Genomic DNA, 24,916 nt, shown 5'->3' with positions numbered 1-24,916 from the left:
TATAACGATCAGAACTGATGATGGACGGGGTGCTATGGCTGGCAAAACGGTAACACGCGCGGATTTGGCTGAGTCGGTCTTCCGCAAGGTTGGTCTCTCCCGGACAGAATCCGCCGAGCTTGTCGAAACTGTTATCGATGAGATTTGCAATGCCATCGTGCGTGGCGAAATGGTCAAGCTTTCCTCTTTCGCCACTTTTCAGGTGCGCGCCAAGAATGAGCGGATCGGTCGCAACCCGAAGACCGGCGAAGAAGTGCCGATTTCGCCCCGCAAGGTGATGACGTTCAAGGCCTCCAACGTCTTGAAACAGCGTATCCTGCGCTCGCATCTGGCCCGCAAGGCCAAGCAGAAACCGGCCAATCCTGCTGCTTAACGGTCTTGCGGCCAAGGCAGCAGTTCCGGCAAGTTTTGAGCTTGATTGTGTCGATCTCTATTGGTTGCGGGCTTCGTTTTCGAGCCGCCATCTGGATGGATGGATTGCCGATGAGTCTTCAAAGCACTGGCCGAAAGACAAGATGATACAGCCTCCGTTTCTGATGAGAGACATGCTGTCGTTGAGAGTGACATGATGGAGCCCGTCTTGGATAAGAGCCCTGATGCCTTCCGTACGATCAGCGAAGTGGCGGACGATCTTGATTTGCCTCAGCATGTGCTGCGATTCTGGGAAACCCGGTTTCCGCAGATCAAGCCGCTGAAACGCGGCGGCGGACGGCGTTACTACCGTCCTGACGATATCGAACTTCTCAAAGGCATTCGCCATCTGCTCTATGATCACGGCTATACGATCAAAGGCGTGCAGAAGCTTCTGAAAACCAATGGCAATAAATTCGTCATGGCTGTCGCTTCCGGCGATCTGGCGACCATGGAAGCCCTGGTTGCCGCTGGTCAATCCAGCAATGACGATCCCAAACTTGGCAGCGACGACGATCAGGTCGTCGGTCATGCAAAATCTCGTACCAGCAGCCGATTTTTTAACTTCGGCGGTGGCGACGACAGTGCTCTCGACATTTCCGCCGGTCGCGGTTCCGTCGGCAAGGAAGATCGGGCGCTGCTTCAGGAAACCCTGTTTGATCTGTTGGAATGTAAGCGGCTATTGGATCAGGTCCGCTAGAGCATCGTACAGAAAATCGGAACCAGAACGATGCTCTAAGTTTTTGTTTGCGCATCGGATTTATCCGAAAACCGGTTCCCACTTTTCGGTCCGATGCGCTAAAACACCACCCTCACGCCGCCTGAGTTTGCTCAGGCGCAATCGCCACATTTGCGCGATGCGCGGCAAGGATCAGCGCGCGCCGCGCATAGGTGGCGGAACGCCGTCCTTCCAGGGCGGCTGCGCAGGCCGACAAAGCCTTGCGAAAATATTCGCAGGAAAAATCCGGCCATTGATCGGCGAGCAGCCAGGCTGCTTCACGAATTGATCTGACCATGTGGGTGGTTCCGGCAATGACCAAGGCGACCGGCCGCTGAAAGTCTCTGTCTAATGTCATGTCATGTTCTCCGCGGCTCATAACGCCACGGTTAACCATTGGTTCCGCAGAAAAAATCCGATGTGAATAATAAATTTTGGCCGTATATCGCGGGCTGTGGAATCGACGGCAAAGACGTGTCTGGCGTGTGTTTCGGCAATAAGAAAAGAATGGCAAAAAGGAATATTTTCTTAAATTTTGGAACAAATCGGGATGGCGCGCGTTATGCTTGGTGAAGAATAGCGTCATGCGGTGCACCTCCTTCCGATCAGTGTGCTGGGCAACACGAAGTCATAGCAAAACCCGCCGATCGGACCAGGAATGACGTTTATGAAATCAGCCGCGGCTGGAGCGCTTCTGCTTGCGCTTTGTGGCACACCAGCGCTCGCCGCCTGCAATATTTCCGATGCAAGGCTTGAAGAAGCCATTCTGGAAAAGCCTGAATTCCGGGATCCTCAAAACCGCTATCTCGTGCATGACCTGCGTAAACTGCGTGATGCGGCCTTTCTTCTGTGGAATTACGGGCTGGAAAAAGATTGCGAGCGGTTACTGGGCAATATTCGTGAATTGATCGCATCCCCGTTTATGGCGCGGTTGGGTACGAATGACGAAGATGCAACTGACCAGCAATTGGCCGCCGGAGAGCCGCAATGGCATAGGCTGGGCCAGGTCAAGGGAAGCCGTGGCACTGCCAATGAGGGGGCTTTGATCAGCATCAACGATCTCGATCCTGGCTTGCTGGTCAATGAAATTGTCGGGGCCGAGGTTCGGACCGCCGATGACAAGATTGTTGGCGAGGTTCGCAATGTGGTCATCGGCACCAGGGACCGGCAGGACTACGCCATTGTTGCGGCTGGCGGGTTTTTCGTCCCGGGCAAGGATAGTCTCGTTGTTCCGCTTCGCTACCTGCTTGTCGATCGGGAAAGGAAGAGCTTCTTTCTGCGGATTTCGAATGCGCAGGTAAAGGCTGTTCCTTTGATGCCGGACCAGGATTATCAATGGTTGACGGACGAGACATGGCGCAAGACAAACGATGCGATTTTCGAGAGTTTGATTGCAGGCCCCGGGCCTGATCAACCCACGAAAACATCGAGAGACAGCGCCACCAAATAAGCGGCCAGCCAAGATTGCTCTGATGCCCACCATGAGGCACGGGTTGCCATGCATGCCGTTTCAATCGGCCAACACGAACATTTATTAAAAACGATGTTTGTTATTCCACTTGTCTATAGCTCAAGCCACTGATGCATTGGTATCCTTGGACCGTGGCATAGCTCACCTATTTCACGCGCGGCCTAGCCGCACCTGGAAACAGCCTATCTCATCTTAGAAAAGCGACACCCCTTGACCAATCTTCCGCTCAACGAAATCCTGCCTCAGGACATCATCGATACATCCCGTGACGCAGTGCTGATTCTGAGCCACGATCTAACTGTGCTTGCCGCCAATCAAGCCTTTTACGCGAACTTCCAGATTGCTTCGGAACAGACACTGGGGCGGCAACTCTACGATCTGAAGGGTGGCCATTGGAATATTCCCGGGCTTCGATTGCTTTTGGAGCAGCTCGTTCCGCAGGACACCGTCGTCAATGCTCATGAAGTTGACGTGGTTTTCCCGGATCTGGGCCATCGAATCATGATGGTCAATGTCCGTCGGGTTCAACGCGCGAGTGATGCCGCAAATCTGTTTTTAATGTCAATTGACGACGTTACAGAAGCGCGTCTTGCCAGCGCCGAGGCCGAGCGCAGCTGGATTCTTGCGCAGAATATTGTCGATACGGTCCGCGATCCACTGCTGGTGCTGGAGCATGACATGAGCGTTGTATTTGCCAGCCGTTCTTTTTTAAAGCTCTTCGGTGTTCAATCCACTGAGGTTGTCGGCCAGCAGTTGAAAACGCTGGGGGACGGCCAGTGGAATGTGGCGGCGCTCAACGATCTTCTGGAACGGGTTCTGCCTCGCGACGAACATGTCGATGGCTTGCTGCTGGAGGACGACTTTCCCGGTCTGGGCCGGCGTGTGTTCAAGATCAATGCCAGGAAAATATTTCGGCCCGGCAATCATGTCACCCGGATGCTCGTCGTGTTCGAGGACGCAACCGAGGCCGTGCTGCTCGACAGACACAGGGATATATTGGCAGCGGAACTGGCGCACCGTATCAAAAACAGCCTGCAGATCATTTCCTCCTTCGTCTCTCACGAGATTCGCCGCGCCGCAGAACCCTGCGCTGAAGGATATAAGGCCATGCAGGCGCGGATCAGGGCCGTTGCCGAACTGTATGACGTCATTGCTCAATCCAGTGCCTTTGGCCCCGTCAACATGGAAACCTACCTGAGAGGCATCAACACCACGATCCGCAAGAGCCTTCTAAGCCCGAATTCGAACATCACGATCAGCACGAAGACCGAGCCGTTAAGCATTCTCCCCGATCATGCCGTATCGATCGGCTTGATCGTCAATGAACTTGCCACCAATGCCGTAAAATATGCCTTTCCATCGGGGCAGGGCGAGGTTGTCCTCGGCTTTCAGCGCCGGGAGGGGGAGGTCGCGCTGACCGTTAGCGATAACGGGATCGGCCTCAGTGGCAAATCGGAGGGATCAGGGCTTGGCACCCAGTTCGTCAAAGCTTTCGTCAAGCAACTCGGCGGTTCCCTGGCCAGCGCGACAAGCTCCAGTGGCACGACGTATACCGTCAGGCTTCCACCGTCGATTTTGGCGGAATGAGCTTTGCGGTGTGTTTTGCGCGTTTTTGATCTGTTCGGGCAAAATTCCGCTTGCACCCGAAAGTCAAAAACTCTAAGTGAACCTTGCTCTTAGGAGCGGGTCGGGGCGTAGCGCAGCCCGGTAGCGCACTTGACTGGGGGTCAAGGGGTCGCAGGTTCAAATCCTGCCGTCCCGACCATTTATTTCAATCACTCCCCCAATTTTGGGTGATTGCCTCTCTTCAAACCATATGCCTATTTTCAGCGTTACAGCGCCTTGCACTCAGGTTTGCTGAAGCCCTTTTATTTTGGGGAGAGGCGGCGGCTTTGTGCTCGCGTATTCCATTCAGGGCGTAAGCTAATCTCAAGAGTTTTATGTTTATAATGTATAATGCTTTTTTTGCGGTGCACATAATAGGCAGATTTTTTCTGTAAACATCTATATTCTAAGGGCTATTCTCAGATTTTCTGGGCTTTGAAGAGACTGAACAGGCTGCAAAAGCGCCAAATGGTGCTGCACTGGTATCGATAAAGTCCGGTCTCTGCCTTATATTGGGTGCAGTGCAGCAATATGCCTTGTCGTTGGTCCTCATAACCTTCGAGATTAGCATGAGACGATATTCACCATGAGTTTCTGAGGGCCAGAAGTATTGGCGGCTTGTGAAGCAGACGAGAGAATGCAGCCGTCAGGAAGGCAGATGTGATGCGATTGAATGTTCCAAAATCGGTGGCCGCCATGGTTCGCCGCCAAAAAAAATTACAAAAGGCATTTGTGGATCTGGTTGAGAGCGCCACGCCGCGCGAAAAGGTCGCGCCGAAACCGAGAAAGCCCGCCCAGCCACGCCTTGTTGAAAACACCAGCTTCGGTAGCAATCCCGGCCATTTGCGGATGATGACCTATGTGCCTCCCGGCTTGCCGACGCGCGCGCCGCTGGTGGTCGTGCTGCACGGCTGTGGGCAGACGGCCAAGGATTTCGATGACGGCAGCGGCTGGAGCCGTCTGGCGCGTCAGCATGGTTTCGCGCTGCTTTACCCCGAACAGCGCAGCTCCAACAATCCGAATGGGTGTTTTAACTGGTTTCGCCCCAGTGCTGTTGCCCGTGATCGCGGCGAGACTGGCTCGATCCGCCAGATGATTGACACCATGGTCGAGGCTCATGGCCTCAGCACCGACAATGTTTTCATCATGGGCCTGTCGGCCGGTGGGGCGCTGGCTGCTGCGGCTCTTGCCGCCTATCCCGATATCTTCAAGGCGGGTGCGGTGGTTGCCGGGTTGCCGGTTGGTGGTGCGCGCGATGCAATGAATGCCTTGAACATCATGCATAACGGTGTGGCCAAAGCCCCGGATGAATGGGCGCAACTGGTCTATCAGGCCGCGCCCGAAGGTCGGGACTGGCCAAGGATTTCGATCTGGCAGGGTAGGGATGACAATGTCGTCCATCAGAAGAATGCCGATGCGCTGGTCATCCAATGGCTTGCCGTGCATGGCTTGCTGGACGGCAAGGCAAAGCCCGTGGCCTATGGCCGGAACGACGGCTATGTCTGGCATGACGAAGACGGTGCGATCAAGGTGGAATATGCCGTAATGGATGGCCTGGGACATGGTCTACCGATCAAGGCGGGTGAGGGGCAGGCAATGCCCTATATGCTACCTGGTGACCTGCATTTGCCATCCCTGCTGGTGGAAAGCTGGGGTCTTGACGCGACAGAAGGCAAACGCAAGGTCGCGTGATTTGCCTGCACTTGAAAATTAAGCATGAATTATAAAGCCTTACAGAGCTGTGCGTTTTAAAACGCACAGCTCTGTAAGGCAAACGCGCGGGCTGGAGATTATTTCTGTTCGACGGCGACGCCGTCTTTGCCAATGCTGAGTTCAACGCCCTTGGGCTTGGTTTCCTCGTGATAGGCATAGGCCCCGAGGCCAACCACGATGACGACCAATGCGCCGATGATCAAGTAAAGACCGTTTGTGCGGTTCATGCTGTCCCTCTTCTGTCCGTCCGCCAACTGTTTCGGCTGAACGCGCTGCTTAATGCGACAGAAGAGAAATTGTTCCATGCGTGTGAAAAAATACCTGCCAGTCTCCCTGGATCATTCGCCAATCTGATTGGCGAGCCGCAAGGTCGTGTGGTCTCCGGTCGTTCGAAGTCTGCTGTCGGTTTCGTGTTTGATCATCGGGCATGGCGTGGTTTGCGGCAGTAGGTCTCGGTAGATCGCCAATGTTTCGGCCACCATTTTTTCAAGCCGATAATTGTTACGGCGGCTCAAGGCGCCAGCCGTAAGCTGTGCCCGCGTCAGGGGATCGCGAAAAGCGGCCATGGCGTCTGCAAGCGGCTTGATCTCATCGCTATTGGGAACGGCAAAGCCGTTGACACCATTTTCCAGCACGACGCTCGTTCCGCCCACGGATGTCAAAACGAGGGGAAGGCCACCGGCTGCGGCTTCCAGCATCGCATAGGACATGGCCTCGTAACGGCTCGGAGCAACCAGGATGTCGAAGGCCTGGATGGCGTCATGTCCACTTATATCGCTGCGGATCTGGGCCTTGCCGTCAAGGCCAAGAGTTTGGATCATGGCGCGCAGCTGCGCTTCCTGCTCGCCGCTGCCGATCATCACCAGCCGGGCCTGGGGCATCAGGTCTGCAACGCTGGCAAAAGCGCGGATCAGCCGCTCCGGGGCTTTCTGGGCCACGAGCCTGCCGATGAAACCGAAAACCAGTTGCTCATGCGTAATACCGAAGCGTGTGCGTGTCTCCGAACGCGCGTCGCCGGGCGGATATTTGACGCCATTGGCGACAATGCGGAGGGTTCGGGCTGGAATACCCAGCGCCACGGCATGATGATATTCGTCCGGCGAAACGCAAATCACCCGATCACTGAAAAATCGTCCAAGCAGCCGTTCTACGCCGCCATAGACCAGGCGGCCTTTGGAGCCGAGCGTCGGGTCCATGGTGCGGAAGGCATGTGGCGTGTAAAGCACCGGTGGATTGCGCCCAGGCAGGGTTGCCAGCCGGGTCAGCGCGCCTGCCTTGGAACTGTGGCCATGCACGATGTCGAATGGGCCTTTGTCGCGGATCAGCCGCCGCAGCGCCCGATAGGAGGCGAGATCCCAGGGGCCGACCGCACGATGCATGTCCAGCGCGATGATCTCGTGCAGCGGCAGCGCCAGCAATTCGGCAACGAACCGGCTCTCGGCTCTCAACGGAGAATAGACAGCGGTCACCGTCTGGCCGCAGGCAGCGAGGCCTGCACAAAGATCGATGAAATGACGGCCGGAGCCACCGCCGCTCGGTTCCAGCACCTGCAAGATTCGCAAACGCTGCCCACCGGCAATTTCCTGGCCATCCGTCACGTTTTCCTCCACCAAACGCTCCCCCCGATGTTCATCTGTGTCTTTGCCAATTGATTTCCAGTGCTCTGCATCCCCAAAGGATTCCGAACAGCAGATACACATGTCGCCAGTGATCGATATCGATGACATTGCCGATCAGGGCGTGGCCGATCAGCACGATCCAGGCAATCATCAGATAGGGTTGCCAAGGGCGGTCATAGAGCAGACATTTGAAGCCGAAGCAAATGCTCCAGATCAGCATGGTGATAAAACAGACAAAGCCGAGCCACCCATAGGATGTCAGGGTTTTCAGCCAGATATTGTGCTCATCCTCTGGAAAGATCTTGCTGAACACCATCGGCCCGATCCCGAGGGGCTTTTCCATCGACATCAGAAAGCCGATTTTGTGACGCTCGAAGCGACCGAGATGGCCGCCATCATAGTCCTGCACAAGCTGGGTGCGGCTGGAAAACAGGTCGCGCACCTGCTGGAATTGCAGAGCGACGGTCAGCGCCACAACGAGAGCGATGGCAGCCGTCAGCGCCAGCAGCACAATCTTCAGGCGGAAGGCACTGCTGCGCTCCTTGATCAGCAGGATCAGCACCATGGCAATGGCGCTAAACAGGAAAAGCGCCCAGGCCGCCCGTGAAAACGACAGGAACACCCCAAGTGCGAGGATCAGCAGGCAAAGGATCTTCCACGGTGCGTCCAACAGCCGGCCAGTCAAAAGCCCATGGATGAGATAGAGCGATGGAGCGATCAGAAACGGCCCAAACACATTGGGGTCCTGAAAAGCCCCCATGGCCCGGTCATAACGCGTAAACATTTCAGCGCCCGGAAAGGCGTGAAAATAGCCCAGAATACCCAGAAGGGACGTGGCGACTGCGGCAAGAACCCAGGCATTGAAAATCAACCGCAGCCGTTCATGCCGCTCCTCGACGATGGCCGCATAAAACACTGAGGTCACGGCCAGGAAGGTCGAGACGGCGACATAGAGGGGGCCTTGATCGAGGTCCGTCATTGTCGTCAGCGAGATCATGCCGCCGACATTGAAGGTGAACATCAGCGCCAGAAGCGGTGCGACGCTGCGGGAAATCTTCAGACCCAGCAGGAACCACAGGGGAATCTGCGCTGCCATGAACAATTCGTAAGGGGCTGGCTCCATGAACACGAAGCCGAGCAGAAAGACGCCAAAACCGACCAGCGCCGATCCCGTCAGCGTTATGGCCGCAAAGCCTGGCCGGAAAGGCGGGCTGCTATGGTGGCTGACCGCGCTCAATAAGCATTTTCCGTGTTGAACAGGCTTATCGGCGTCATCAACAGGATTTTCAGGTCAAACAGCAGCGACCAGTTCTCGATATAGTAGAGGTCATGGGCGGTTCTGCCCTTGATCTTGTCGTCGGTATCGATCTCGCCACGCCAGCCCTTGATCTGCGCCCAACCGGTGACGCCGGGCTTGACCCGATGGCGGGCGAAATAGCTCTCGACGATTTCGCTGTAATGGCGGTTGCGGGTTTGAGCCATGACCGCATGCGGGCGCGGCCCGACCAGAGAAAGATCGCCGCGCAATACATTGAACAATTGCGGCAATTCATCCATCGAGGATTTGCGCAGCCAGCGGCCGACGGGCGTGACGCGCGGGTCGTTCTTGGTGACGGCCAGTTTGGCGGTCGGGTCGCTCATTTCCGTATACATTGAGCGGAATTTCAGGACTTTGATGACCTCATTGTTGAAGCCATGGCGCTTCTGCACAAACAGCACCGGCCCTTTCGACGTGGATTTGATGGCGATGGCAGCCAGAACCATGACCGGCCAGAAGACGGCCAAGGCCGCCAGACTGAAAATGATGTCAAAGGCACGTTTGGCAACCTGGTCCCAGTCACGGATCGGCTTGTCGACCAGATCCAGCATCGGCAGGTCGCCGACATGGGAATAGGCGCGGGGCCTGAATCTCAGGCTGTTGGAATGGGCCGCCAGCCGAATATCCACCGGCAGGACCCAAAGTAGTTTCAGCAATTCCAGAATACGTGCTTCTGCGCTGATCGGCAGGGCGATGATCAGCATGTCGATCCGTGTTTCGCGCGCAAAAGCCACCAGTTCGGCAACGGTGCCGAGCTTGGGATAGCCCGCGACGATGTTAGGGGATCGGTCGCCTTGACGATCATCAAAAATACCGCAGATACGGATATCGTTATCCTGCTGGCTTTCCAGCGTGCGGATCAACTGTTTGGCAGGCTCCCCTCCGCCGACCACCACGGCGCGTCGCTCGATGATGCCGTTGCGGGTCCAGCTGCGAATGGCCAATGCCATGCCATAGCGTTCCAGCAGGAGAAACAGGGCAGAGGTTGCCGCCCAGGTCGCCAGCCAGCTGGCGCTAAACAGCTGGGCATTCCAGGCGAAGTGGATGCCGACCATCAAGGCGACAACCAAACACCAGCTGGTCAAGGCCCGCTTCACCGAGCGGAACGGACGGCGGAGTGTGTATATCTGGTAGCCGTCGGCAAATTGTGTGAACAGGATAAAAACCACTGCACCAAGTGCGCCAAAGGCACCTATGTGCAGGAGAGTGTCAATCGGTCCGTCCATCGTCAGCCAGCCGGAAATCAGGCTGGTGGCGATCAGCCAGGAAAATTCCAGCAGACCGAACTGCCCGAGCATGATGCTTGGCGAGCGATTGGCACGGCGTAATTGCTCCGCCACCCGGCTGGCGAGTGGTGACAATTCGACCGTTGGAGACGATGAAGAGCCGCTTGCGCGGGTCTGTTCAGCCTCTTCCTTCAGTTTTTGACGGAGCTTTGCTACATCCAAAGTCTCTAGCGTCCTCATCGCGGCAATTCATTTTGCAACGTTGGATTACCGCAAATGTGCTAAAAAACCTTTAGCTTTGGCAGGACCCGTCCCACGATGATGCAGGTCGTAGCGGCTGTCAAACCGAATGATCGCGGTAGAGCGCCAGCATTTGCGCGGCCATGGCAGAGGCTGAAAATCGCGCATGGAAGAGCGTTGGGTCCGGCATGACAACCTGTTTCCAGTCCGGCTGGGTCAGGGCCTGAACCATGGTCGCGGCCAGTTCCTGGACATTGTCGGGCGCAACAAGTGCGGCGCTGGTTTTGCCGAGCGCCTCCGGAATGCCGCCGACGGCGCTGGCAATCACCGATTTTCCGGCGGCAATCGCCTCCAGCACGATATAGGGCATGGATTCGGCCCTGGAGGGGACGACAACAATATTGCTGAAGGTAAAGGCCTCCGAGACCCGCATGGCAGGCAGCAATTGCATGCGAAGCCCAAGGCCGCGCTGGTGGATCTGCTGCTCGTATCTGTCACGGTCCGGGCCGTCGCCGATGACCGCGGCGGTCAGCGGGCGACCCAGCAGCCGTTCAGCCTCCAGCACGGCGTTGATGAAGACATCAGGGCCTTTCAGGTCCCGCAACATGCCGATGAAGACGAAATCCACGGCTTTGTCGCGGATTGGCACAGGTCGAAATTCGCTTTCACTGATCCCGTTCAAAATCAATCGGGAGTCGCAACTCGGCTTTCCCACCTTTTGCCCGTAGGACCATTGCTCGAAGCCGCAGACAAAGGCGATGGCTTCGGTCTGGCGTTCCAGTAGCTTTTCCAGCGCAAAGATCAGTCTGCCAACTGGCCTGTTGCGGCGATAATGCAGGCTGCCGCCATGCGGCGAATAGAGGCGGACAACCTTTGATCCCTGCATGCGAAGGGCCGTGCCAATGATGCGGGCGAGCGCGCCGCCCTTGGCACCGTGACCATGCAGCACATCGGGTTTCAGGCTCTTTATATGCCGGTAGCAGGAGCGCACCGCGCTGATGTCGTCAAATCCAATGGCACGCCGGATCGGCTGGCGAATAAGGCCGAGTTTCAGGCGGGGCTGCAATTCCGCAAACAGGGCGTCCTCATGGGCGCCACCCGTGCTGCTGTCGCAGATGATGCCGACAGAATGGCCAAGCGCGTCATGATGCTCGACCAGGTCGCGCACATGCCGGAAAATGCCGCCAATTGGCGAGCGGAAGCAATGAATGATCCGCAGCCCGTCTTCATCCGGCATCAGAACAGCCGTTCGCGCACATAGACCGTGTCACCGGCAATGATCGGGTCGGTGATCGGCACCCGGCCGGTGGCGATGGTGCCGTTCACCTTGCGGGTGACATCCACATCGCGCTCGTTGGCGCGGCTGGTGAACCCGCCAGCAACCGCGATGGCATTCTGCACCGTCATGCCCGGTACATACGAATATTGCCCCGGTTGGCCGACTTCGCCCATGACGAAGATCGAGCGGTAGCGGTCGATCTCGATGCTGACGTCGGGATCGCGCAGATAGCCCTTGCGCAGCCGCTGGGCAATGGTGCCTTCCAGCTGCGGCATGGTGGTGCCGCGCGCCGCGACCTGACCGATCAGCGGAAAGGCGATATAGCCGGCCTGGTCGACGGTATAGGTATTGCTCAGATTGGCCTGGTCGAACACGGTAATGCGCAGCCGGTCGCCGCTGTCCAGCCGGTAGGGCTGGATCGTCGCTTCCTGGAAGACTTTCGAAGCCGGTTTATAGGTGGCGCAACTGGAAAGCGCCGCCAGCAGGGTGACGGCAACAGCCAGCAAGATCTGTTTGGCGGTGACCATGCGCACGCTCCCATAGAAGATAATCATGTTCTTATCGGCCAGTATGGTTAAGGGAGTGTAAAGATCAGAGCGCAAGTCCGGCAAGCTTATCTTGCAATCGTCGTGATTGCCACACGCAGTTAACGCTTGAGTTACTATGTTCGTTTACGCTCCGGACAGATTTGAAGGAGGGATGGAATGTCGGGTCAGCCGGTCGCCGCCCATCAGGACGTGGATATCGATCTCTTGCAGCTGTTTCGCGCCGTCTGGCAGCGAAAGGGCAGGGTATTGCTTGTCACCTGTCTGGCCGCAGGCGTCGCCTTCGCCGGGGCCAGCATGATCCGTCCAACCTACCGCGCGGAAACCACGGTGTTGATCGAGCCGCGCGCGCCCAATTACGATGCGGAAAACGCCAAATCGGCGGCCTCGGAACCGGTGCTGGACGAGCTGAATATTGCCAGTCAGGTGCAATTGTTTCGCTCGGTGGATCTGATCCGGCAGGTGGTGAAGGATCTCAAGCTCTACGAATTGACCGAATTCGATCCCGATCTGCATCCGTCCGCCCTGTCGGATTTGATGGTGATGCTGCATCTGAAAAAGAACCCGCTCGATCTGGCGCCCGAAGACCGGGTGATCCGCACCTTCCTGGAAAAGCTCCAAGTCTATCAGGTGGAGAAGTCGCGGGTTATCGGCATCGAGTTTTCCTCCAAGGATGCAAGGCTTGCCGCCGCCATTCCCAATGAAATGGTCAAGGTCTATCTGGCAATTCAGAGCGGTGCCAAGCTTGATAGCAATGAGGATGCGGCCCGCTGGCTGGAGCCGGAAATCGCCAACCTGCGTCAGAAGGTTTCCGACGCCGAAAAGAAAGTCGCGGATTACCGCCGCAATGCCGATCTGCTGTCGACCGGCGAGGGCGGTACATTCGCCTCCAAGCAGCTCAATGATATATCGACGGAATTGGCGCGGGTGCGCACCGACCGGGCCAGTGCGCAGGCGCGAGCCGAAAACGCCAAGGCATCGCTGAAGGCCGGGCGATCGACCGACAATCTCGATATCGTCATGGCTTCTCCCGCCGTGCAACAATTGAAACAGGCGGAAGCCGCCGTACAGGCACAAATCTCCGACCTCTCCACCAGTCTTCTGGATGGTCACCCGCGCATCAAGGCGCTGCGGGCGCAATTGGCCAACCTGCGCCAGCAATTGGCCGAGGAGACCAGAAAAGTGGTTTCCAGCCTGGAAACCGAGGCTAATGTAGCGCGGATGCGCGAAGCGGAGCTTGACCGGCAGCTGACCACACTCAAGGCACAAAGCGCCAAGGCTGGGGATAGCCAGGTCGGGCTTGCCGCGCTCGAGCGCGAAGCCAGCGCCCAGCGGCAATTGCTGGAAACCTATCTTGCGCGCTACCGCGAAGCCACCAGCCGGCTAGACAGCAATGCCAGCCCTGCCGATGCCCGGGTGATTTCCCGTGCGTCTGAGCCGAGTGAGCCGAATTTCCCCAAGGTTCTTCCAATAACAGTGGTGGCCGCCATGGCGGCTCTGGTGTTGAGCGTGATCGTCATCATGTTGGCGGAGTTGTTCAGTGGCCGGGCGCTCAAGCCTGTTGGCCCTGTTGATCCAGACCGCAGCGGACGGTTTGCGGAGGAATATCCTCGTCGTCGGACCGGTGAACCTGCTTTTGACGAACCGCTAGCCACGCCCACAAGGCAGAAGCCAAGACTGGATACGGCGGCTGCCGCTATCGCAGCGACGGCAGCCGCCGAACGGATCGAAAAGGAAACCCCGCCCATCGCACCGGCAGATCCTGAAAGTGAAAGCGATCAGCATCGCGCGGACTTTACCGATGCCGATCATGAGTTTTCAATCGCGTCGGTGGCGCGTTATCTGACGCGACATGGTATTTCCAAAGCGGTGGTGATCTCGCCTTCCGGCGATGATGGTTCGGCGGCAACCGTGCTTTTGGCACGCGCCGTGGCCAAAGCCGAACGCACGGTGATCTTGATCGACATGACCGGCTCCGGCTATCCGACAGCGCTGATGGCCGAGCGAAACGATCTGCCCGGCGTGACCGATCTGCTCTGCGGCGACGTTACCTTTGGCGAAACCATCCATTCCGACAGATTGTCAAACGCCCATATCGTGCCGAAGGGCAATAGCGATATCCGTCAGGCGCTGCGCGGCATCGAGCGCCTTGCCATGGTGGTTGAAGCGCTCGCTGATGTCTATGATCTGGTCCTGATCGAATGCGGTCCGGCCAGCGCCGATAATGTCGTTGGCCTGTGCAAGGCCCAGGACCATGAAGTCATTCTCTCCGCACCCAATCCGGACCGCAAGCAATTGGCACAGATCATGGCCGCCTTCGAAGCTGTGGGCTATAGTGACCTGGTGCTGATGAGCGACGACAGCCCGGTGCCACCGGATGATGGGGACCGGCGGGTGGCTTGAAATTTGTCAGGGGAACGTGGAAACCGGTTTTCTTGGAACGGTAAACGACAATAAGAAGATCTAAAGTGTGTGTGGTTCAATTGTCGAGGTACACGACGCAAACATCCTCTCGGCTGTGCACCCCCTCATCCCCCTGCCGGGACCTTCTCCCCGCTGGGGAGAAGAAGCAAAAGCGACAGCACTGAATCTCAGTTTGATGTTGAAAAAAGATTATACCTTTTTGACGGTGTCGGTGAATGACCGGGAAGGCGGCTCGCACTTCTTCTCCCCATCGGGGAGAAGGTGGCGGCAGAGGTAAGAGGGGGCGGCGCACCCGAAAAACTTTTGCGTTCTGTACTATGGTTCAATCTTAACCTAACAAACTCAAGCCTCTAATCCTTGCCCGGATCATCTGCCTGCGCATTGCTACGGGCGCGGAGTTTTTGCAGCGCGCTGTAGAGTTGGGGATGCCCCTTGATGAACGCCTTGGAGCGGATCAGGCTCCGCTCCGCTGTGGCTGCTAGCTTTCCCAGAGGCGTCACTGGCAGCAAAATATCGTGTTGCACGGTTTCCATAGGGCACCAGCTTCGCTTGTAGATCTGGTCGCCGAGGCCGAAGTCGAACAGGGCAGCTCCCTCGGCGCAGCATTGTTCAATCATCAGCCAGAACAGCAATTCGCCGGGGCTGGTCTCCGGGGCGATGCTTTCATCTATCGAGCCGAACTGGCAGATAACGTGATCGCCCTTGCGTGAAAGACCGGCGATGGCGGCAATCTTGCCGTTATGATGGCTGCCCGACAACCGCAGTGCATGCAGTTCCAGTGGCACGTTCAATCCACCTGCTTCGCTTTGCAGCAGCAATTGGAAAAATGCCTGTGTCTCCGGCTCCTGGAACACGTCCGGCAGGCCGAGGGTTTCGAAGCGGATCGCTTTTTGCCGGAAGAACAGATCCAGCAGCCAGGCCTTCTGCTCCTCGCCGGAGGCAATAATATGTTCAAAGCCGCCGCTCGCTTCCAGCTTGCGGACTTGATTGCGGTATTTCTTGCGGCGACGCTTGGCGTTGATCTGGGAGAGCGTCTGCTCAAAGTCACCTAGAACAGGCAGTTGGAAGGCATGGTTCTGATGTTCGACAGCCGGTAGGCTGGCCAGAGGATGAGACATTCCACGCCAGGAGAGCGGAATATTGCCGAGATGAACGAGGTCGGCATGCCCGGTCATCGCCTGGATAATCTGCTTTCCCAACTGGTTGGCCGTGTCCGGCTCCACCTGCTGGAAAAAATCCGGGTCGAACAGGCCGGTATTGATATTGGTGAAGCGGGTGGCAATGAAGCTTGCCTTGCGGACCATAGCGTGACGGGTGATTTCCAGCGGTAGGATGAACAGGCTGCGTCCGTTGCTGTTGCCATGCAGGATGGCCAGCGGATTGCCGTGGGTTTTCACCCAGGCGCGGCACCAGTCGTAACCTTGATGCAGCGACAGATGGTTGTTGCGCTCCAGACAGCGCCAGTCGGCCTCCATCGGCTCCATCGCGGGCAAAACGTCCACCGCGATATCTGCCGCAGAAGCTTGGCCGCTGGCGGTTTCAGTCAGCCGTTTCGGATCGATCATCGCCACGCTGCATTCTCCGGTCCTGTCGAAGCAGCACCAGTTTATCCGGTTTGTATTTAAGGATTATGCAATGCGCGGATTATTTGCGAACCGGACCCGCCATCCATTTGATGATCGCCATGGCTGGCAGAATCCAGACCACGCCCGACAGCAGGAAATAGGTGAGATGCACCCACCAGGGTGACTGTGCCAATGTCAATGTGGCAATGGTGGTGGCCAGCACCGCGTAAAGCATGACAAGCACGACGATCAGAATCGTCCCGATGAATTTGCGCAGTCTGACCGGCATGCTATGACCCTGATTGCAGGACGCGACGCGATGTCGCAAACCTTCTGCCCTTGTTTTGCACCGGGTGCTGATGCAAATCAACTGGAATGCACCCGTTTCGCCCGCAAGACAGCGTTCGGACCGGGATTATGCCGTAGAATGGAGAGATTGGACCGATGACCATCGCCAGCACCGCTTCACCCGTCCCGGCAGCCGCCGTCCTTGACCGGCAGAGCCGCAACCGCCGCGCAATTCGTCTTTGGCTGGGTCTGGTGATTCTCGCGCTGTTTGCCCTGGTTCTGGTTGGGGGCGCGACCCGGCTGACCAATTCGGGTTTGTCGATTACCCAGTGGAAGCCGATCCACGGTGTCATTCCCCCGTTGAGCGCGGCGGAATGGGAGGAAGAGTTCAAGCTCTACCAGCAGATCCCGCAATATGAGCTGGTTAACAAGGGCATGACGGTCGAGGCGTTCAAGACGATTTTCTGGTGGGAATGGGCGCATCGCTTCCTGGCCCGCAGCATCGGCTTGATCTTTGCCCTGCCGCTGGTATTTTTCTGGGTCACAGGACGGATCGAGAAGCGTCTGCGCTGGCCGCTGGTCGGCATCCTGGCGCTCGGTGGCTTTCAGGGTTTTATTGGCTGGTGGATGGTGTCATCAGGGCTATCGGAACGCACCGAGGTCAGCCAATACCGGTTGGCTACCCATCTGGTTACAGCCTGTCTGATCTTTTCGGCCTGTGTCTGGGTGATGCGTGGCCTTGCCCGCCATAGCGCCGATCCGGCCCCAACCGCGCATTCGAAGCATTGGGCGATAGCGCTACTGTGCCTCGTGCTGTTCCAGATCTATCTTGGCGCGCTGGTGGCAGGGCTGGATGCTGGCATGTCCTACAATACCTGGCCGCTGATGGATGGGGCGCTGATCCCCGGCGATCTTCTGGTTCAGCAGCCGGTCTGGCTGAATTTCTTCGAAAACCCGAAGACGGTGCAGTTCGTGCACCGCATCGGTGCCTATACCGTGTTGCTGGTGGCGCTCTATCACATGGTCTCATCGCTGCGGGCCGCACCGGGCACGACCCATGCGCGCCGCAGCGTCGTACTGTTTGCCATCGTCTGCTGTCAGGCAGTGCTGGGAATTTCTGCACTGCTGTTGCAGGTGCCACTGGATGCGGCGCTCGCCCATCAGGGCGGTGCGCTGATCCTGCTCGGCTTTACGGTCGCGCATCTGCGCGGCTTCTATGGTGCCTATCCGCTACCCAAACCGGTAGCCTGAATAGGCCTTGCCCAGCGCCAGACCGTTGAACATCCGCACGCCCTTGTCGGTGCCCGCAGCCCCCGCGGCCACAAACAACGGCACAAGATGGTCATGGTCGGGGACATGGCAGGCAAGCGCATCCGGGTTTTGATTCCAGAGGCTGAGCTTGGCTGCACGGGCATCCGGGTCGGGCAGTTCGACCGCTGCCGTCAGCCAGTCATCGAAACGCTTGGCAACGGCTTCGTGGTCGGCGTCGCGGCGGCGAAACATCGGCATATTGTGGTAGCTCATGCCGGACGCGATGATCAGCACATTGTCATCGCGAAGCGACTGCAAGGCCTTGCCGATCTCCAGATGGCTTTCCGCATCCAGCGTATTTTTCAGCGACAGCATCACGACAGGCACATCCGCATCTGGATAGGCGACCATCAGCGGAACGAAGACACCGTGATCGAAGCCGCGCATATCGTCTTCCGCTGAAGCGATGCCTGCCTGTTGCAGCAGGTTGCGCACATGGGCCGCCAGTGCGGGATCGCCCTTGGCGGGATAGGTTATCTCATAGGTATGGGCGGGAAAGCCGTAGTAATCATAAAGCATGCCGGGGGCCGCTGCCGTGCTGACGGTAACTTGCGGTTCCTTTTCCCAATGGCCGGAGACGATGAGAATGGCTTTCGGTGTCACCCCGAGATCGGCAGGCAAGCCTTGCAGAAAGGCCGCGAGATCGTCCCAGGGGCCTTTGCCCTGGTCGTCTTTCGGGAAATCCATGAAGGGCCAGGGCCCGCCGCCATGAGGGATGAAATAAACGGGAAGACGGCTATCGGTCATGGCTTTTGCTCCTGAACATATGGCCGGAATATACGTCGTCGTGGCAACCAGCACGATAGGCGGATCAGTCAACAAACTGTTCAGCAAGTATGGACTGGGCCAGTCGTGCAAAGCCAAGCCGCTCAGTAAGATTGGCATTGCCGGATGCGGTCAGCGGGCGGCTCAGCGTCCAGGCGCAGGAGAGACCCGCATGAGCCGCGGCATAGCTGAGGATTTTGCGCGGCGAACAGCCCAGCGCCATCGAAAACCGCTGGCTGAGGTCCATCGCGCGCCGGGGATCGAGAACGAGATCTGGGGCGTGCAGCGGATTGCCGAACACATTGGCGACGTCATAGGCCGGATCGCCCAGCAGTCCCTGTGGATCGATGGCCAGCCAATTGCCACCGTCATCGCCGATGACATTATCGTGGTGCAGGTCACCGTGTAGCGGCTTGATATCCTGTTGCTCTGCAAGCAGGCTGCGGGCAAGTGCTGCCGTCCAATGGATGATCTCGGCGATAGCAGGGTCCGAAATGGTTTTTTCGAGCGCAAACAGGGCGTTGAAATGGACCTGTAGAGGCGTCAGCGCATCGGGAACAGGGTCGGGCGAGGGCGCATGTAGGCGCGCCAGCACCTTGACGATGATCTCTGTTGCTGCCGGGTCTCCGACCTTGCCAAGATGATGGCGCAGCAGCAGATCACCCGCATCGTCCAGCAGGGCGATGTCGCCAGCCTGATCGATGAGCTTGATGGCACCATTGCCAGCCCGCCAGCGCAGAAAATCCAGGCCGTGCCGCTCACCACTGCCTTCTGGCTTCAGGGCTTTGGCAACCACCGGGCGTTCACCTTTCATAGCGCGGAAAACGAGGCTGCTATGGGTGTCGGCGATTAGCCTGATATGCGAAAGCCCCCATATCTCCATCAGAGATGGAGGAAAGATGGGGGCTTTCAAAGAGCTGCTCAAATGATCACGCCGACAGCATCAAGTCCATGTTCTGGACCGCTGCACCGGATGCTCCCTTGCCGAGATTGTCCAGCACAGCAACGAGATTGACATGGCCGGTGCCCGGATTGCCGAACACGAACAGCTTCATCGTGTCCTGGCCTACCAGTTCCTCGGCATCGACGCGACCGAGCTTGGCACTGTCTTCCAGGGCGATGACCTTGACGATGTCCTGCCCGGCGTAATGGGCGCAAAGCGCTGCATGGATGCTCTCCACGGTCGCGCCATCCGCCAGATCCTCCAGGAACAGCGGCACCTGCACGATCATGCCCTGCGGGAACCGTCCGACCGAAGGCGAAAACAGCGGGGCGCGATCCAGCAGGCCATGGGCCTTCATTTCCGGCACATGCTTGTGCTTGAGGTTCAGGCCATAGACGTAATTGTTGACGGTCAGATGCTCGGGATGGCTCTCGTCTTCCATCTGCGCGATCAACTGCTTGCCGCCGCCACTATAGCCGGACACGGCATTGACCGAAACCGGGTAGCCGTCCGGCAAGATGCCAGCCGCCCGAAGCGGCCGGATCAGCGCGATAGCCCCGGTCGGGTAGCAACCGGGATTGGCAACGCAGCGGGCCGAGCGGATCTTGTCGCCCTGGGCTTTGTCCATTTCGGCAAAACCGTAGGTCCAATCCGTCGCGACGCGGAAGGCGGTGGACGTATCAATGATCCGCACATTGTTGTTGCCAGCCAGCATCGACACAGCTTCTTTCGAGGCGTCGTCTGGCAGGCACAGAATGGCGATATCGGCGCTGTTGAGCAGGTCTTCGCGCAGGGCGGCATTGCGGCGCTGCTCTTGCGGGATCGACAGCAATTCCACATCGCGGCGGTCGGCCATGCGGCTGCGGATTTGCAGGCCGGTGGTGCCGTGTTCGCCGTCAATGAAGATTTTCGCTGTCATTTTACCCTCTCTTTTCAGGGGATTGCCCGCCTTTGCGGATTCAAATCCTGAATTGCTTGAATCAGTTTATCAACCAGACCGCGCCAGTCGTTCAGCGCGTAGCCCCAGCATATACATCGCCACCGTGGCCGCTGCAATGGCAGTGATATCGGCATGGTCATAGGCGGGTGCCACCTCGACTATATCGGCTCCTCTTATGTCGAGCGGATGAAGGTTTTGCAGAACTGAGAGGATTTTTGCGCTGGATGGTCCACCTGCGACCGGCGTGCCGGTGCCGGGGGCAAAAGCAGGGTCGAGGCAATCGATGTCGAAGGTGAGATAGGCGGGTTGGCCCGCCGTATGCTCGAGGATCAGCGCAGCGATCTCGGCAGCGCGCATCTCCTCCACCTGATGACCGTAGAGCATGCGGATGCCGCAATCTTCAGGCGCATGGGTGCGGATGCCAATCTGGATCGAACGGGACGGGACAATCAAGCCCTCGCGCACCGCCCGCCCGACGAAGGAACCATGGTCGATCCGGTTGCCATCATCGAACCAGGTATCCTGATGGGCATCGAATTGCACCAGTGCCAGCGGGCCATGTTTGGCGACATGGGCCTTTAGCAGCGGCCAGGTGATAAAATGGTCGCCGCCAAGCGTCAGCAGGAAGTTCGCCTTAGAGAGAATATCGGCCGCTTCCTTTTCAATGGTCGCGGGTGTTTCCCAATGGTTGCCATAGTCCAGACGGCAATCGCCGTAATCCACGGTGGGCATGGCCGCGAACAAGTCGCGCTCGAACGGATATTGCGGGTCATTGTCGAAAATGGCCGAGGCACGGCGAATGGCCTGCGGCCCGAACCGGGCGCCGGGCCGGTTGGAGGTGGCGGCATCGAAGGGTATGCCCCAGACCGCCGTGTCCACCCCATCCAGCGCCTTGGTATAGCGCCTGCGCATGAAGGAGAGCACCCCGGCATAGGTCGGGTCGGTGGCCGCCGATGTGAAATCGTTTGCCGTGAAGGCGTGGTCTATGGATTTATCTGCCAAAGTATTTGATCCGCATCCGGTATTCTAGAGTCTGTCAGGTTCATATTGAACCACACAAACTCCAGCTTCTCTTGTTTTCGTTTGTCTTTTCGGGAAAATCGGGTTCCACTTGTTCCTGACAAACTCTATGCAGCAATCCTATAGAGGCCTCGTCCTCAGTCAAAGCAGCATTTGCGTGAAGACCGTCTGCGGATAGGGCGTGATGGCGTCGCGGGCGATGATGCGCTGCCGTGCCAGCCTTTCGGGATCGCGCACCAGCTTTTCGGTGACATCAATCAGCTCGTCATAGGGTGCTGCCACGATGCCCTGGGTAAATCGCTCATCGATCTGCGTCGCCTGTCCGTTGACCTCGCCGATAACAGGCACACCATTGTTGAGAAGATAAAAGACCCGCACGACCTCGAAAATCTGTGCGTCGAAAAAATGCATGTTCAATACGGTTTTGGAACGGGCGATCCAAATGTCACGGTCGCGTCCATAGGCGTTGAACAGGCGCTTGACGGCAAGGCCCCGGTCACGCAGGCCATCGATGATGGCGGCACGCCGGTCGTTCATTGAGCCATAGAACAGCACGTCGATATCCTGGTGCGGCGCAGGCGTAATGCGATCCAGTTCATTCTGGAAGCCCAATTGCAGATATTTCGCCGGCCGTCCGCCGATCTGGCTGAGGATCTCGATATTGGCCCGGCTGTAATCCCAGATTTCCAGGCCGGTCTCAAGCCAGGTGAGAATGCGCTCACGCACCGGAGCGTCAATCGCCGAGAGCGGTTCTGCATTGACAATGACAGTGTTTGGCTTGAGATCGGCTATATCTTGCGGTGTCAGCAGATGGGCGCCGAAAATGATGTTGATTGCGTCATGTGCGAAGGCATTGAAATTCACCATCGACTGATGCCCCAGCGCTCGTAGCGAATAGCCCAGTGCCTCAGCGACTTCCACGAAAGCCATGGAGTGTATGAAGCCGTCAGGCCTCACGATGCAGATATTGTATTTTTCAGAACTCATGTCGCGGACCAGCTGTTACGAGATCAGGATGCACGTGCGGTGCATGATGGTAAGGGCTGTGACCGTGGCACAGCTGGCTTTCGTAAACCTGTAGGCCGTCCATTTTTACCATCGGGATATCAAAGAAGCTGTTGGGTGAAGGTCACTTGCGGATGACGCTTGATGGCGTCGCGGGCCAGGATGCGTTGTTTCTCGAGCCTGGCAGCATCGCGCACCAGCTGTTCCGTAACGTCGATCAGATCACCATAGGGTGCGGCGACGATGCCCTGCGCAAACCGCTCATCGATCAGCGTTTCCGGCCCATTGACTTCGCCGACGACGGCCACGCCATTGATGAGCAGATAGAACACGCGCACGACTTCGAAAATCTGCGATTCCAGCAGATGCATGTTCAAAACCACTTTGGACCTGGCGATCCAGGCATCGCGCTCGCGTCCATACACATCGAACAGATGCTCGATGACAAGCCCTCGGGCTTGCAAGCCGTAGAGAATCTCTGCGCGACGTTCATTCATGGAGCCATAAAAAAGGACGTCGATATCCCGCACCGGTGCAGGCGCTATACGGTCCAGTTCTTTCTGAAAGCCCAGTTGCAGATATTTGACGGGCCGCCCACCGATTCGGTTGAGGATCTCGATATTTGCGGGACTGTAATCCCAGATTTCCAAACCGGCATTGAGGCAGATGAGAACCCGCTCACGTGTCCGTTCTGAAGTTGCAGATAGCGGTTCGGCATTGACGATGATCGTGCTCGGATGAAGGCTGTGAAGGTCCTGCAAGGGGAGGAGATGCGCCCCGAAGATAATGTTGACGGCGTCGTCGGTTACTCTGTTGACAGAAAGGGCTGTCGGATACCCCAATTCTTTCAAGGAATAGTCAAGGGCTTCGGCGACTTCCTCGAAGGCTTTGGAGTGACCAAAGCCTTTCGGCTCCACGATGCAAATATTGTAAGGCCGTTTTATCATCTTCAATTCCAAGGTTCCGCCTGCGTCACCGGTCAAACTGAAGCCAGTGGCAATCGGTAATCCTTGCTGTGTCAGGCTTTCGCAAAGCTGTAGGCCCGCTCCACTTTTGCGACGCGCACCTCATAGCGGCTATACCATTCCGCACGGCCCTGGTTTTGCGCTGCCAGATGATCCACGACCTTTTTCCAGGCCCGGATCGAGTCTTCATCGCTCCAGTAGGAATTGGTTATGCCGAACCCGGTCGCATCGCGGGCGGATTCCACACCGAGAAAGCCTGGCTGCTGGCTGGCAAGCGTCACCATGGCCTCTGCCATGTCATCGTAGCCATTGCTGACTTCGGTTCTGACCGAGGAAAAACAGACGACGTAGTAAGGGGGAGAAGGCAGTTTGGCAAAACGGGACATCACAAGCGACTCTCTGTTGGGTTGAGGCATGGCGTGTTGTCAATTTGCTCCTTCAGCCGAAATAGACAAATTCAAATTGGTGATCGGACAAATAAAAAAGCGGAGCCGAAGCCCCGCTTTTCCAATGTAAAATTCCAGAAGCGCGATTAGCGCTTGGAGAACTGGAAGGACCGGCGAGCTTTTGCCTTGCCGTACTTCTTACGTTCAACAACGCGGCTATCGCGGGTCAGGAAGCCGCCCTTCTTCAGAACCGAGCGCAGGCCTGGTTCGAAGTAGGTGAGGGCCTTGGAAATGCCGTGACGCACAGCGCCAGCCTGGCCGGACAGACCACCACCGGTCACGGTGGCGATAACGTCGAACTGACCGGTGCGAGCAGCAGCAACGACAGGCTGCTGCAGAATCATCTGCAGAACCGGACGGGCGAAGTAAACCGGGAAATCGCGGCCATTGACCGTGATCTTGCCAGTGCCGGGCTTGACCCAGACGCGGGCAATTGCGTTCTTGCGCTTGCCAGTCGCGTAGGCGCGGCCTTGAGCGTCGACCTTACGGACGTGAACGGGAGCCGAAGCTTCCTGCGCAGTGCCGAGATCCTTCAGGGAAGAGAGGTCAGCCATACTTAGGCGCTCCTTACGTTCTTGCTGTTCAGCTTGGCCACGTCGAGAGCGACAGGCTGCTGGGCTTCGTGGGGGTGGGCGGACCCGGCGTAAACGCGCAGGTTCTTCATCTGGCGACGGCCAAGCGGACCGCGGGGAATCATGCGCTCGACAGCCTTTTCAAGAACGCGCTCCGGGAAGCGGCCTTCGATGATCTGGCGCGCCGTGCGTTCCTTGATGCCACCCGGATAGCCGGTGTGCCAGTAATAGGTCTTGTCGGTGTATTTCTTGCCGGTCAGGACGACCTTTTCGGCATTGATGACGATGACATTGTCGCCATCATCGACGTGGGGAGTGTACGTGACCTTGTGCTTGCCACGCAGATAGGTGGCGATCACGGTGGCGAGGCGACCAACAACGAGCCCTTCGGCGTCGATGATGACCCACTTCTTCTCCACCTCTGCAGGCTTCTGAACGAAGGTAGACATGAGGTTCAACTTTCTTTTGGACCCTTTCAGCCGTTAACGGCCGGTCGGGCGTTTCTTGTTGCTTGTCTTGTGCGCTTT

At 57.5% G+C, this 24,916-nt stretch carries 25 protein-coding genes and 1 tRNA gene; 8 read left to right on the top strand and 18 right to left on the bottom strand.

The window, feature by feature from the left end; genetic code table 11:
* The first annotated feature begins 34 nt into the window (after positions 1-34).
* Both IEI95_RS20065 and IEI95_RS20060 read left to right on the top strand, forming a co-directional pair.
* Complete coding sequence (locus tag IEI95_RS20065) at positions 35-373, top strand: integration host factor subunit alpha (protein ID WP_015915592.1); 339 nt, start codon at positions 35-37, stop codon at positions 371-373.
* 192 nt (positions 374-565) lie between these two features.
* Complete coding sequence (locus IEI95_RS20060) at positions 566-1,111, top strand: MerR family transcriptional regulator (RefSeq protein ID WP_015915593.1); 546 nt, start codon at positions 566-568, stop codon at positions 1,109-1,111.
* 112 nt (positions 1,112-1,223) lie between these two features.
* On the opposite strand, the gene IEI95_RS29480 is transcribed toward IEI95_RS20060, so the two are convergent.
* Positions 1,224-1,715: a DUF982 domain-containing protein gene (locus tag IEI95_RS29480; RefSeq protein WP_234665078.1), complete on the bottom strand. Its 492-nt coding sequence runs from the start codon at positions 1,713-1,715 to the stop codon at positions 1,224-1,226.
* 72 nt (positions 1,716-1,787) lie between these two features.
* Here IEI95_RS29480 and IEI95_RS20050 point away from each other — a divergent pair, with 72 nt between their 5' ends.
* The 4 genes from IEI95_RS20050 (at position 1,788) to IEI95_RS20035 (ending at position 5,897) form a co-directional block, all read left to right on the top strand.
* The gene (locus IEI95_RS20050; protein WP_156534156.1) at positions 1,788-2,579 is read left to right on the top strand and encodes a PRC-barrel domain-containing protein; all 792 of its coding nucleotides are present in this window, start codon (positions 1,788-1,790) and stop codon (positions 2,577-2,579) included.
* A gap of 231 nt (positions 2,580-2,810) precedes the next feature.
* Positions 2,811-4,187 carry a sensor histidine kinase gene (locus IEI95_RS20045; protein WP_156534154.1) on the top strand — a complete coding sequence of 459 codons (1,377 nt, stop codon included), beginning with the start codon at positions 2,811-2,813 and terminating at the stop codon, positions 4,185-4,187.
* A 101-nt stretch (positions 4,188-4,288) separates the two neighbouring features.
* Positions 4,289-4,365 (top strand) — tRNA-Pro (locus IEI95_RS20040).
* A gap of 503 nt (positions 4,366-4,868) precedes the next feature.
* Positions 4,869-5,897 (top strand): extracellular catalytic domain type 1 short-chain-length polyhydroxyalkanoate depolymerase, encoded by a 1,029-nt coding sequence (locus IEI95_RS20035; protein WP_156533324.1) that lies wholly within the window; start codon positions 4,869-4,871, stop codon positions 5,895-5,897.
* Between the two features lie 98 nt (positions 5,898-5,995).
* Here the strand turns inward: IEI95_RS20035 and IEI95_RS20030 are convergent, their stop codons facing one another.
* From IEI95_RS20030 to IEI95_RS20005, 6 genes are all read right to left on the bottom strand, one after another.
* Positions 5,996-6,145 (bottom strand): hypothetical protein, encoded by a 150-nt coding sequence (locus IEI95_RS20030; protein WP_015915610.1) that lies wholly within the window; start codon positions 6,143-6,145, stop codon positions 5,996-5,998.
* Between the two features lie 111 nt (positions 6,146-6,256).
* Positions 6,257-7,516 (bottom strand): glycosyltransferase, encoded by a 1,260-nt coding sequence (locus IEI95_RS20025; protein ID WP_194416930.1) that lies wholly within the window; start codon positions 7,514-7,516, stop codon positions 6,257-6,259.
* A gap of 31 nt (positions 7,517-7,547) precedes the next feature.
* Positions 7,548-8,774, bottom strand: a complete 1,227-nt coding sequence (locus IEI95_RS20020) for an O-antigen ligase family protein (protein WP_156533322.1) — start codon at positions 8,772-8,774, stop codon at positions 7,548-7,550.
* The gene (locus IEI95_RS20015) at positions 8,771-10,321 is read right to left on the bottom strand and encodes an undecaprenyl-phosphate glucose phosphotransferase (RefSeq protein WP_015915613.1); all 1,551 of its coding nucleotides are present in this window, start codon (positions 10,319-10,321) and stop codon (positions 8,771-8,773) included. The genes IEI95_RS20020 and IEI95_RS20015 overlap by 4 nt, the downstream gene beginning before the upstream one ends.
* A gap of 100 nt (positions 10,322-10,421) precedes the next feature.
* Entirely contained in the window at positions 10,422-11,558 is a 1,137-nt protein-coding gene (locus tag IEI95_RS20010; RefSeq protein WP_156533321.1) for a glycosyltransferase family 4 protein, read from the bottom strand.
* Positions 11,558-12,127 carry a polysaccharide biosynthesis/export family protein gene (locus tag IEI95_RS20005; RefSeq protein WP_060716018.1) on the bottom strand — a complete coding sequence of 190 codons (570 nt, stop codon included), beginning with the start codon at positions 12,125-12,127 and terminating at the stop codon, positions 11,558-11,560. Before IEI95_RS20005 ends, IEI95_RS20010 begins: the two co-directional genes overlap by 1 nt.
* 177 nt (positions 12,128-12,304) lie before the next feature.
* Here IEI95_RS20005 and IEI95_RS20000 point away from each other — a divergent pair, with 177 nt between their 5' ends.
* Complete coding sequence (locus IEI95_RS20000; RefSeq protein ID WP_156538187.1) at positions 12,305-14,548, top strand: GumC family protein; 2,244 nt, start codon at positions 12,305-12,307, stop codon at positions 14,546-14,548.
* A gap of 371 nt (positions 14,549-14,919) precedes the next feature.
* Here IEI95_RS20000 and IEI95_RS19995 read toward each other — a convergent pair whose 3' ends face one another.
* Entirely contained in the window at positions 14,920-16,134 is a 1,215-nt protein-coding gene (locus IEI95_RS19995) for a GNAT family N-acetyltransferase (RefSeq protein ID WP_194417328.1), read from the bottom strand.
* 79 nt (positions 16,135-16,213) lie between these two features.
* A complete protein-coding gene (locus IEI95_RS19990) occupies positions 16,214-16,423 on the bottom strand; it encodes a DUF2842 domain-containing protein (protein WP_041696430.1) in 210 nt (69 codons plus the stop codon).
* 155 nt (positions 16,424-16,578) lie between these two features.
* Between IEI95_RS19990 and IEI95_RS19985 the strand changes: the two genes are divergently transcribed.
* Entirely contained in the window at positions 16,579-17,673 is a 1,095-nt protein-coding gene (locus tag IEI95_RS19985; protein WP_156533319.1) for a COX15/CtaA family protein, read from the top strand.
* Here the strand turns inward: IEI95_RS19985 and IEI95_RS19980 are convergent.
* The 9 genes from IEI95_RS19980 to rplM all read right to left on the bottom strand — a co-directional run bounded on the left by IEI95_RS19980 (position 17,653) and on the right by rplM (position 24,838).
* Positions 17,653-18,480: a DODA-type extradiol aromatic ring-opening family dioxygenase gene (locus tag IEI95_RS19980; RefSeq protein ID WP_156533318.1), complete on the bottom strand. Its 828-nt coding sequence runs from the start codon at positions 18,478-18,480 to the stop codon at positions 17,653-17,655. The two genes, IEI95_RS19985 and IEI95_RS19980, sit on opposite strands and share 21 nt — an antisense overlap.
* A 64-nt stretch (positions 18,481-18,544) precedes the next feature.
* A complete protein-coding gene (locus tag IEI95_RS19975) occupies positions 18,545-19,381 on the bottom strand; it encodes an aminoglycoside phosphotransferase family protein (protein WP_234891019.1) in 837 nt (278 codons plus the stop codon).
* Between the two features lie 46 nt (positions 19,382-19,427).
* Positions 19,428-20,360 (bottom strand): N-acetyl-gamma-glutamyl-phosphate reductase, encoded by a 933-nt coding sequence (gene argC / locus IEI95_RS19970; RefSeq protein WP_156533316.1) that lies wholly within the window; start codon positions 20,358-20,360, stop codon positions 19,428-19,430.
* Positions 20,361-20,429: 69 nt separating this feature from the next.
* Positions 20,430-21,383, bottom strand: coding sequence for an agmatinase (gene speB, locus IEI95_RS19965; protein ID WP_156533315.1), 954 nt, complete (start codon positions 21,381-21,383; stop codon positions 20,430-20,432).
* 159 nt (positions 21,384-21,542) lie between these two features.
* Entirely contained in the window at positions 21,543-22,388 is an 846-nt protein-coding gene (locus tag IEI95_RS19960) for a hypothetical protein (RefSeq protein WP_156533314.1), read from the bottom strand.
* Positions 22,389-22,507: 119 nt separating this feature from the next.
* Entirely contained in the window at positions 22,508-23,353 is an 846-nt protein-coding gene (locus IEI95_RS19955) for a hypothetical protein (protein WP_156533313.1), read from the bottom strand.
* A 71-nt stretch (positions 23,354-23,424) separates the two neighbouring features.
* Positions 23,425-23,757 carry an antibiotic biosynthesis monooxygenase family protein gene (locus tag IEI95_RS19950; RefSeq protein WP_156533312.1) on the bottom strand — a complete coding sequence of 111 codons (333 nt, stop codon included), beginning with the start codon at positions 23,755-23,757 and terminating at the stop codon, positions 23,425-23,427.
* Between the two features lie 146 nt (positions 23,758-23,903).
* The gene (gene rpsI / locus IEI95_RS19945; RefSeq protein WP_015915627.1) at positions 23,904-24,371 is read right to left on the bottom strand and encodes a 30S ribosomal protein S9; all 468 of its coding nucleotides are present in this window, start codon (positions 24,369-24,371) and stop codon (positions 23,904-23,906) included.
* A 2-nt stretch (positions 24,372-24,373) separates the two neighbouring features.
* On the bottom strand, positions 24,374-24,838 hold the full coding sequence (gene rplM, locus IEI95_RS19940) for a 50S ribosomal protein L13 (RefSeq protein ID WP_015915628.1): 465 nt from the start codon (positions 24,836-24,838) through the stop codon (positions 24,374-24,376).
* Positions 24,839-24,916 lie beyond the last annotated feature (78 nt).

The organism is Agrobacterium vitis, from assembly GCF_014926405.1.
In the GTDB taxonomy this organism is placed as follows: domain Bacteria; phylum Pseudomonadota; class Alphaproteobacteria; order Rhizobiales; family Rhizobiaceae; genus Allorhizobium; species Allorhizobium vitis_H.
This window is presented reverse-complemented; position numbering and strand designations above follow the sequence as displayed.

Excerpts from the sequence above, each read along its gene's own strand:
- IEI95_RS20030 (WP_015915610.1), bottom strand. The coding sequence starts at position 6,145 with ATGAACCGCACAAACGGTCTTTACTTGATCATCGGCGCATTGGTCGTC.
- IEI95_RS19955 (WP_156533313.1), bottom strand. The coding sequence starts at position 23,353 with ATGATAAAACGGCCTTACAATATTTGCATCGTGGAGCCGAAAGGCTTT.
- rplM (WP_015915628.1), bottom strand. The coding sequence starts at position 24,838 with ATGTCTACCTTCGTTCAGAAGCCTGCAGAGGTGGAGAAGAAGTGGGTC.
- IEI95_RS29480 (WP_234665078.1), bottom strand. The coding sequence starts at position 1,715 with ATGACGCTATTCTTCACCAAGCATAACGCGCGCCATCCCGATTTGTTC.
- rpsI (WP_015915627.1), bottom strand. The coding sequence starts at position 24,371 with ATGGCTGACCTCTCTTCCCTGAAGGATCTCGGCACTGCGCAGGAAGCT.
- IEI95_RS20035 (WP_156533324.1), top strand. The coding sequence starts at position 4,869 with ATGCGATTGAATGTTCCAAAATCGGTGGCCGCCATGGTTCGCCGCCAA.
- IEI95_RS19960 (WP_156533314.1), bottom strand. The coding sequence starts at position 22,388 with ATGAGTTCTGAAAAATACAATATCTGCATCGTGAGGCCTGACGGCTTC.
- IEI95_RS20010 (WP_156533321.1), bottom strand. The coding sequence starts at position 11,558 with ATGCCGGATGAAGACGGGCTGCGGATCATTCATTGCTTCCGCTCGCCA.
- IEI95_RS20015 (WP_015915613.1), bottom strand. The coding sequence starts at position 10,321 with ATGAGGACGCTAGAGACTTTGGATGTAGCAAAGCTCCGTCAAAAACTG.
- IEI95_RS20060 (WP_015915593.1), top strand. The coding sequence starts at position 566 with ATGATGGAGCCCGTCTTGGATAAGAGCCCTGATGCCTTCCGTACGATC.
- IEI95_RS19990 (WP_041696430.1), bottom strand. The coding sequence starts at position 16,423 with ATGCCGGTCAGACTGCGCAAATTCATCGGGACGATTCTGATCGTCGTG.
- IEI95_RS20065 (WP_015915592.1), top strand. The coding sequence starts at position 35 with ATGGCTGGCAAAACGGTAACACGCGCGGATTTGGCTGAGTCGGTCTTC.
- IEI95_RS19950 (WP_156533312.1), bottom strand. The coding sequence starts at position 23,757 with ATGTCCCGTTTTGCCAAACTGCCTTCTCCCCCTTACTACGTCGTCTGT.
- IEI95_RS19985 (WP_156533319.1), top strand. The coding sequence starts at position 16,579 with ATGACCATCGCCAGCACCGCTTCACCCGTCCCGGCAGCCGCCGTCCTT.
- IEI95_RS20000 (WP_156538187.1), top strand. The coding sequence starts at position 12,305 with ATGTCGGGTCAGCCGGTCGCCGCCCATCAGGACGTGGATATCGATCTC.
- IEI95_RS19975 (WP_234891019.1), bottom strand. The coding sequence starts at position 19,381 with ATGGAGATATGGGGGCTTTCGCATATCAGGCTAATCGCCGACACCCAT.
- IEI95_RS19995 (WP_194417328.1), bottom strand. The coding sequence starts at position 16,134 with ATGATCGATCCGAAACGGCTGACTGAAACCGCCAGCGGCCAAGCTTCT.
- IEI95_RS20005 (WP_060716018.1), bottom strand. The coding sequence starts at position 12,127 with ATGGTCACCGCCAAACAGATCTTGCTGGCTGTTGCCGTCACCCTGCTG.
- IEI95_RS20050 (WP_156534156.1), top strand. The coding sequence starts at position 1,788 with ATGACGTTTATGAAATCAGCCGCGGCTGGAGCGCTTCTGCTTGCGCTT.
- argC (WP_156533316.1), bottom strand. The coding sequence starts at position 20,360 with ATGACAGCGAAAATCTTCATTGACGGCGAACACGGCACCACCGGCCTG.
- IEI95_RS19980 (WP_156533318.1), bottom strand. The coding sequence starts at position 18,480 with ATGACCGATAGCCGTCTTCCCGTTTATTTCATCCCTCATGGCGGCGGG.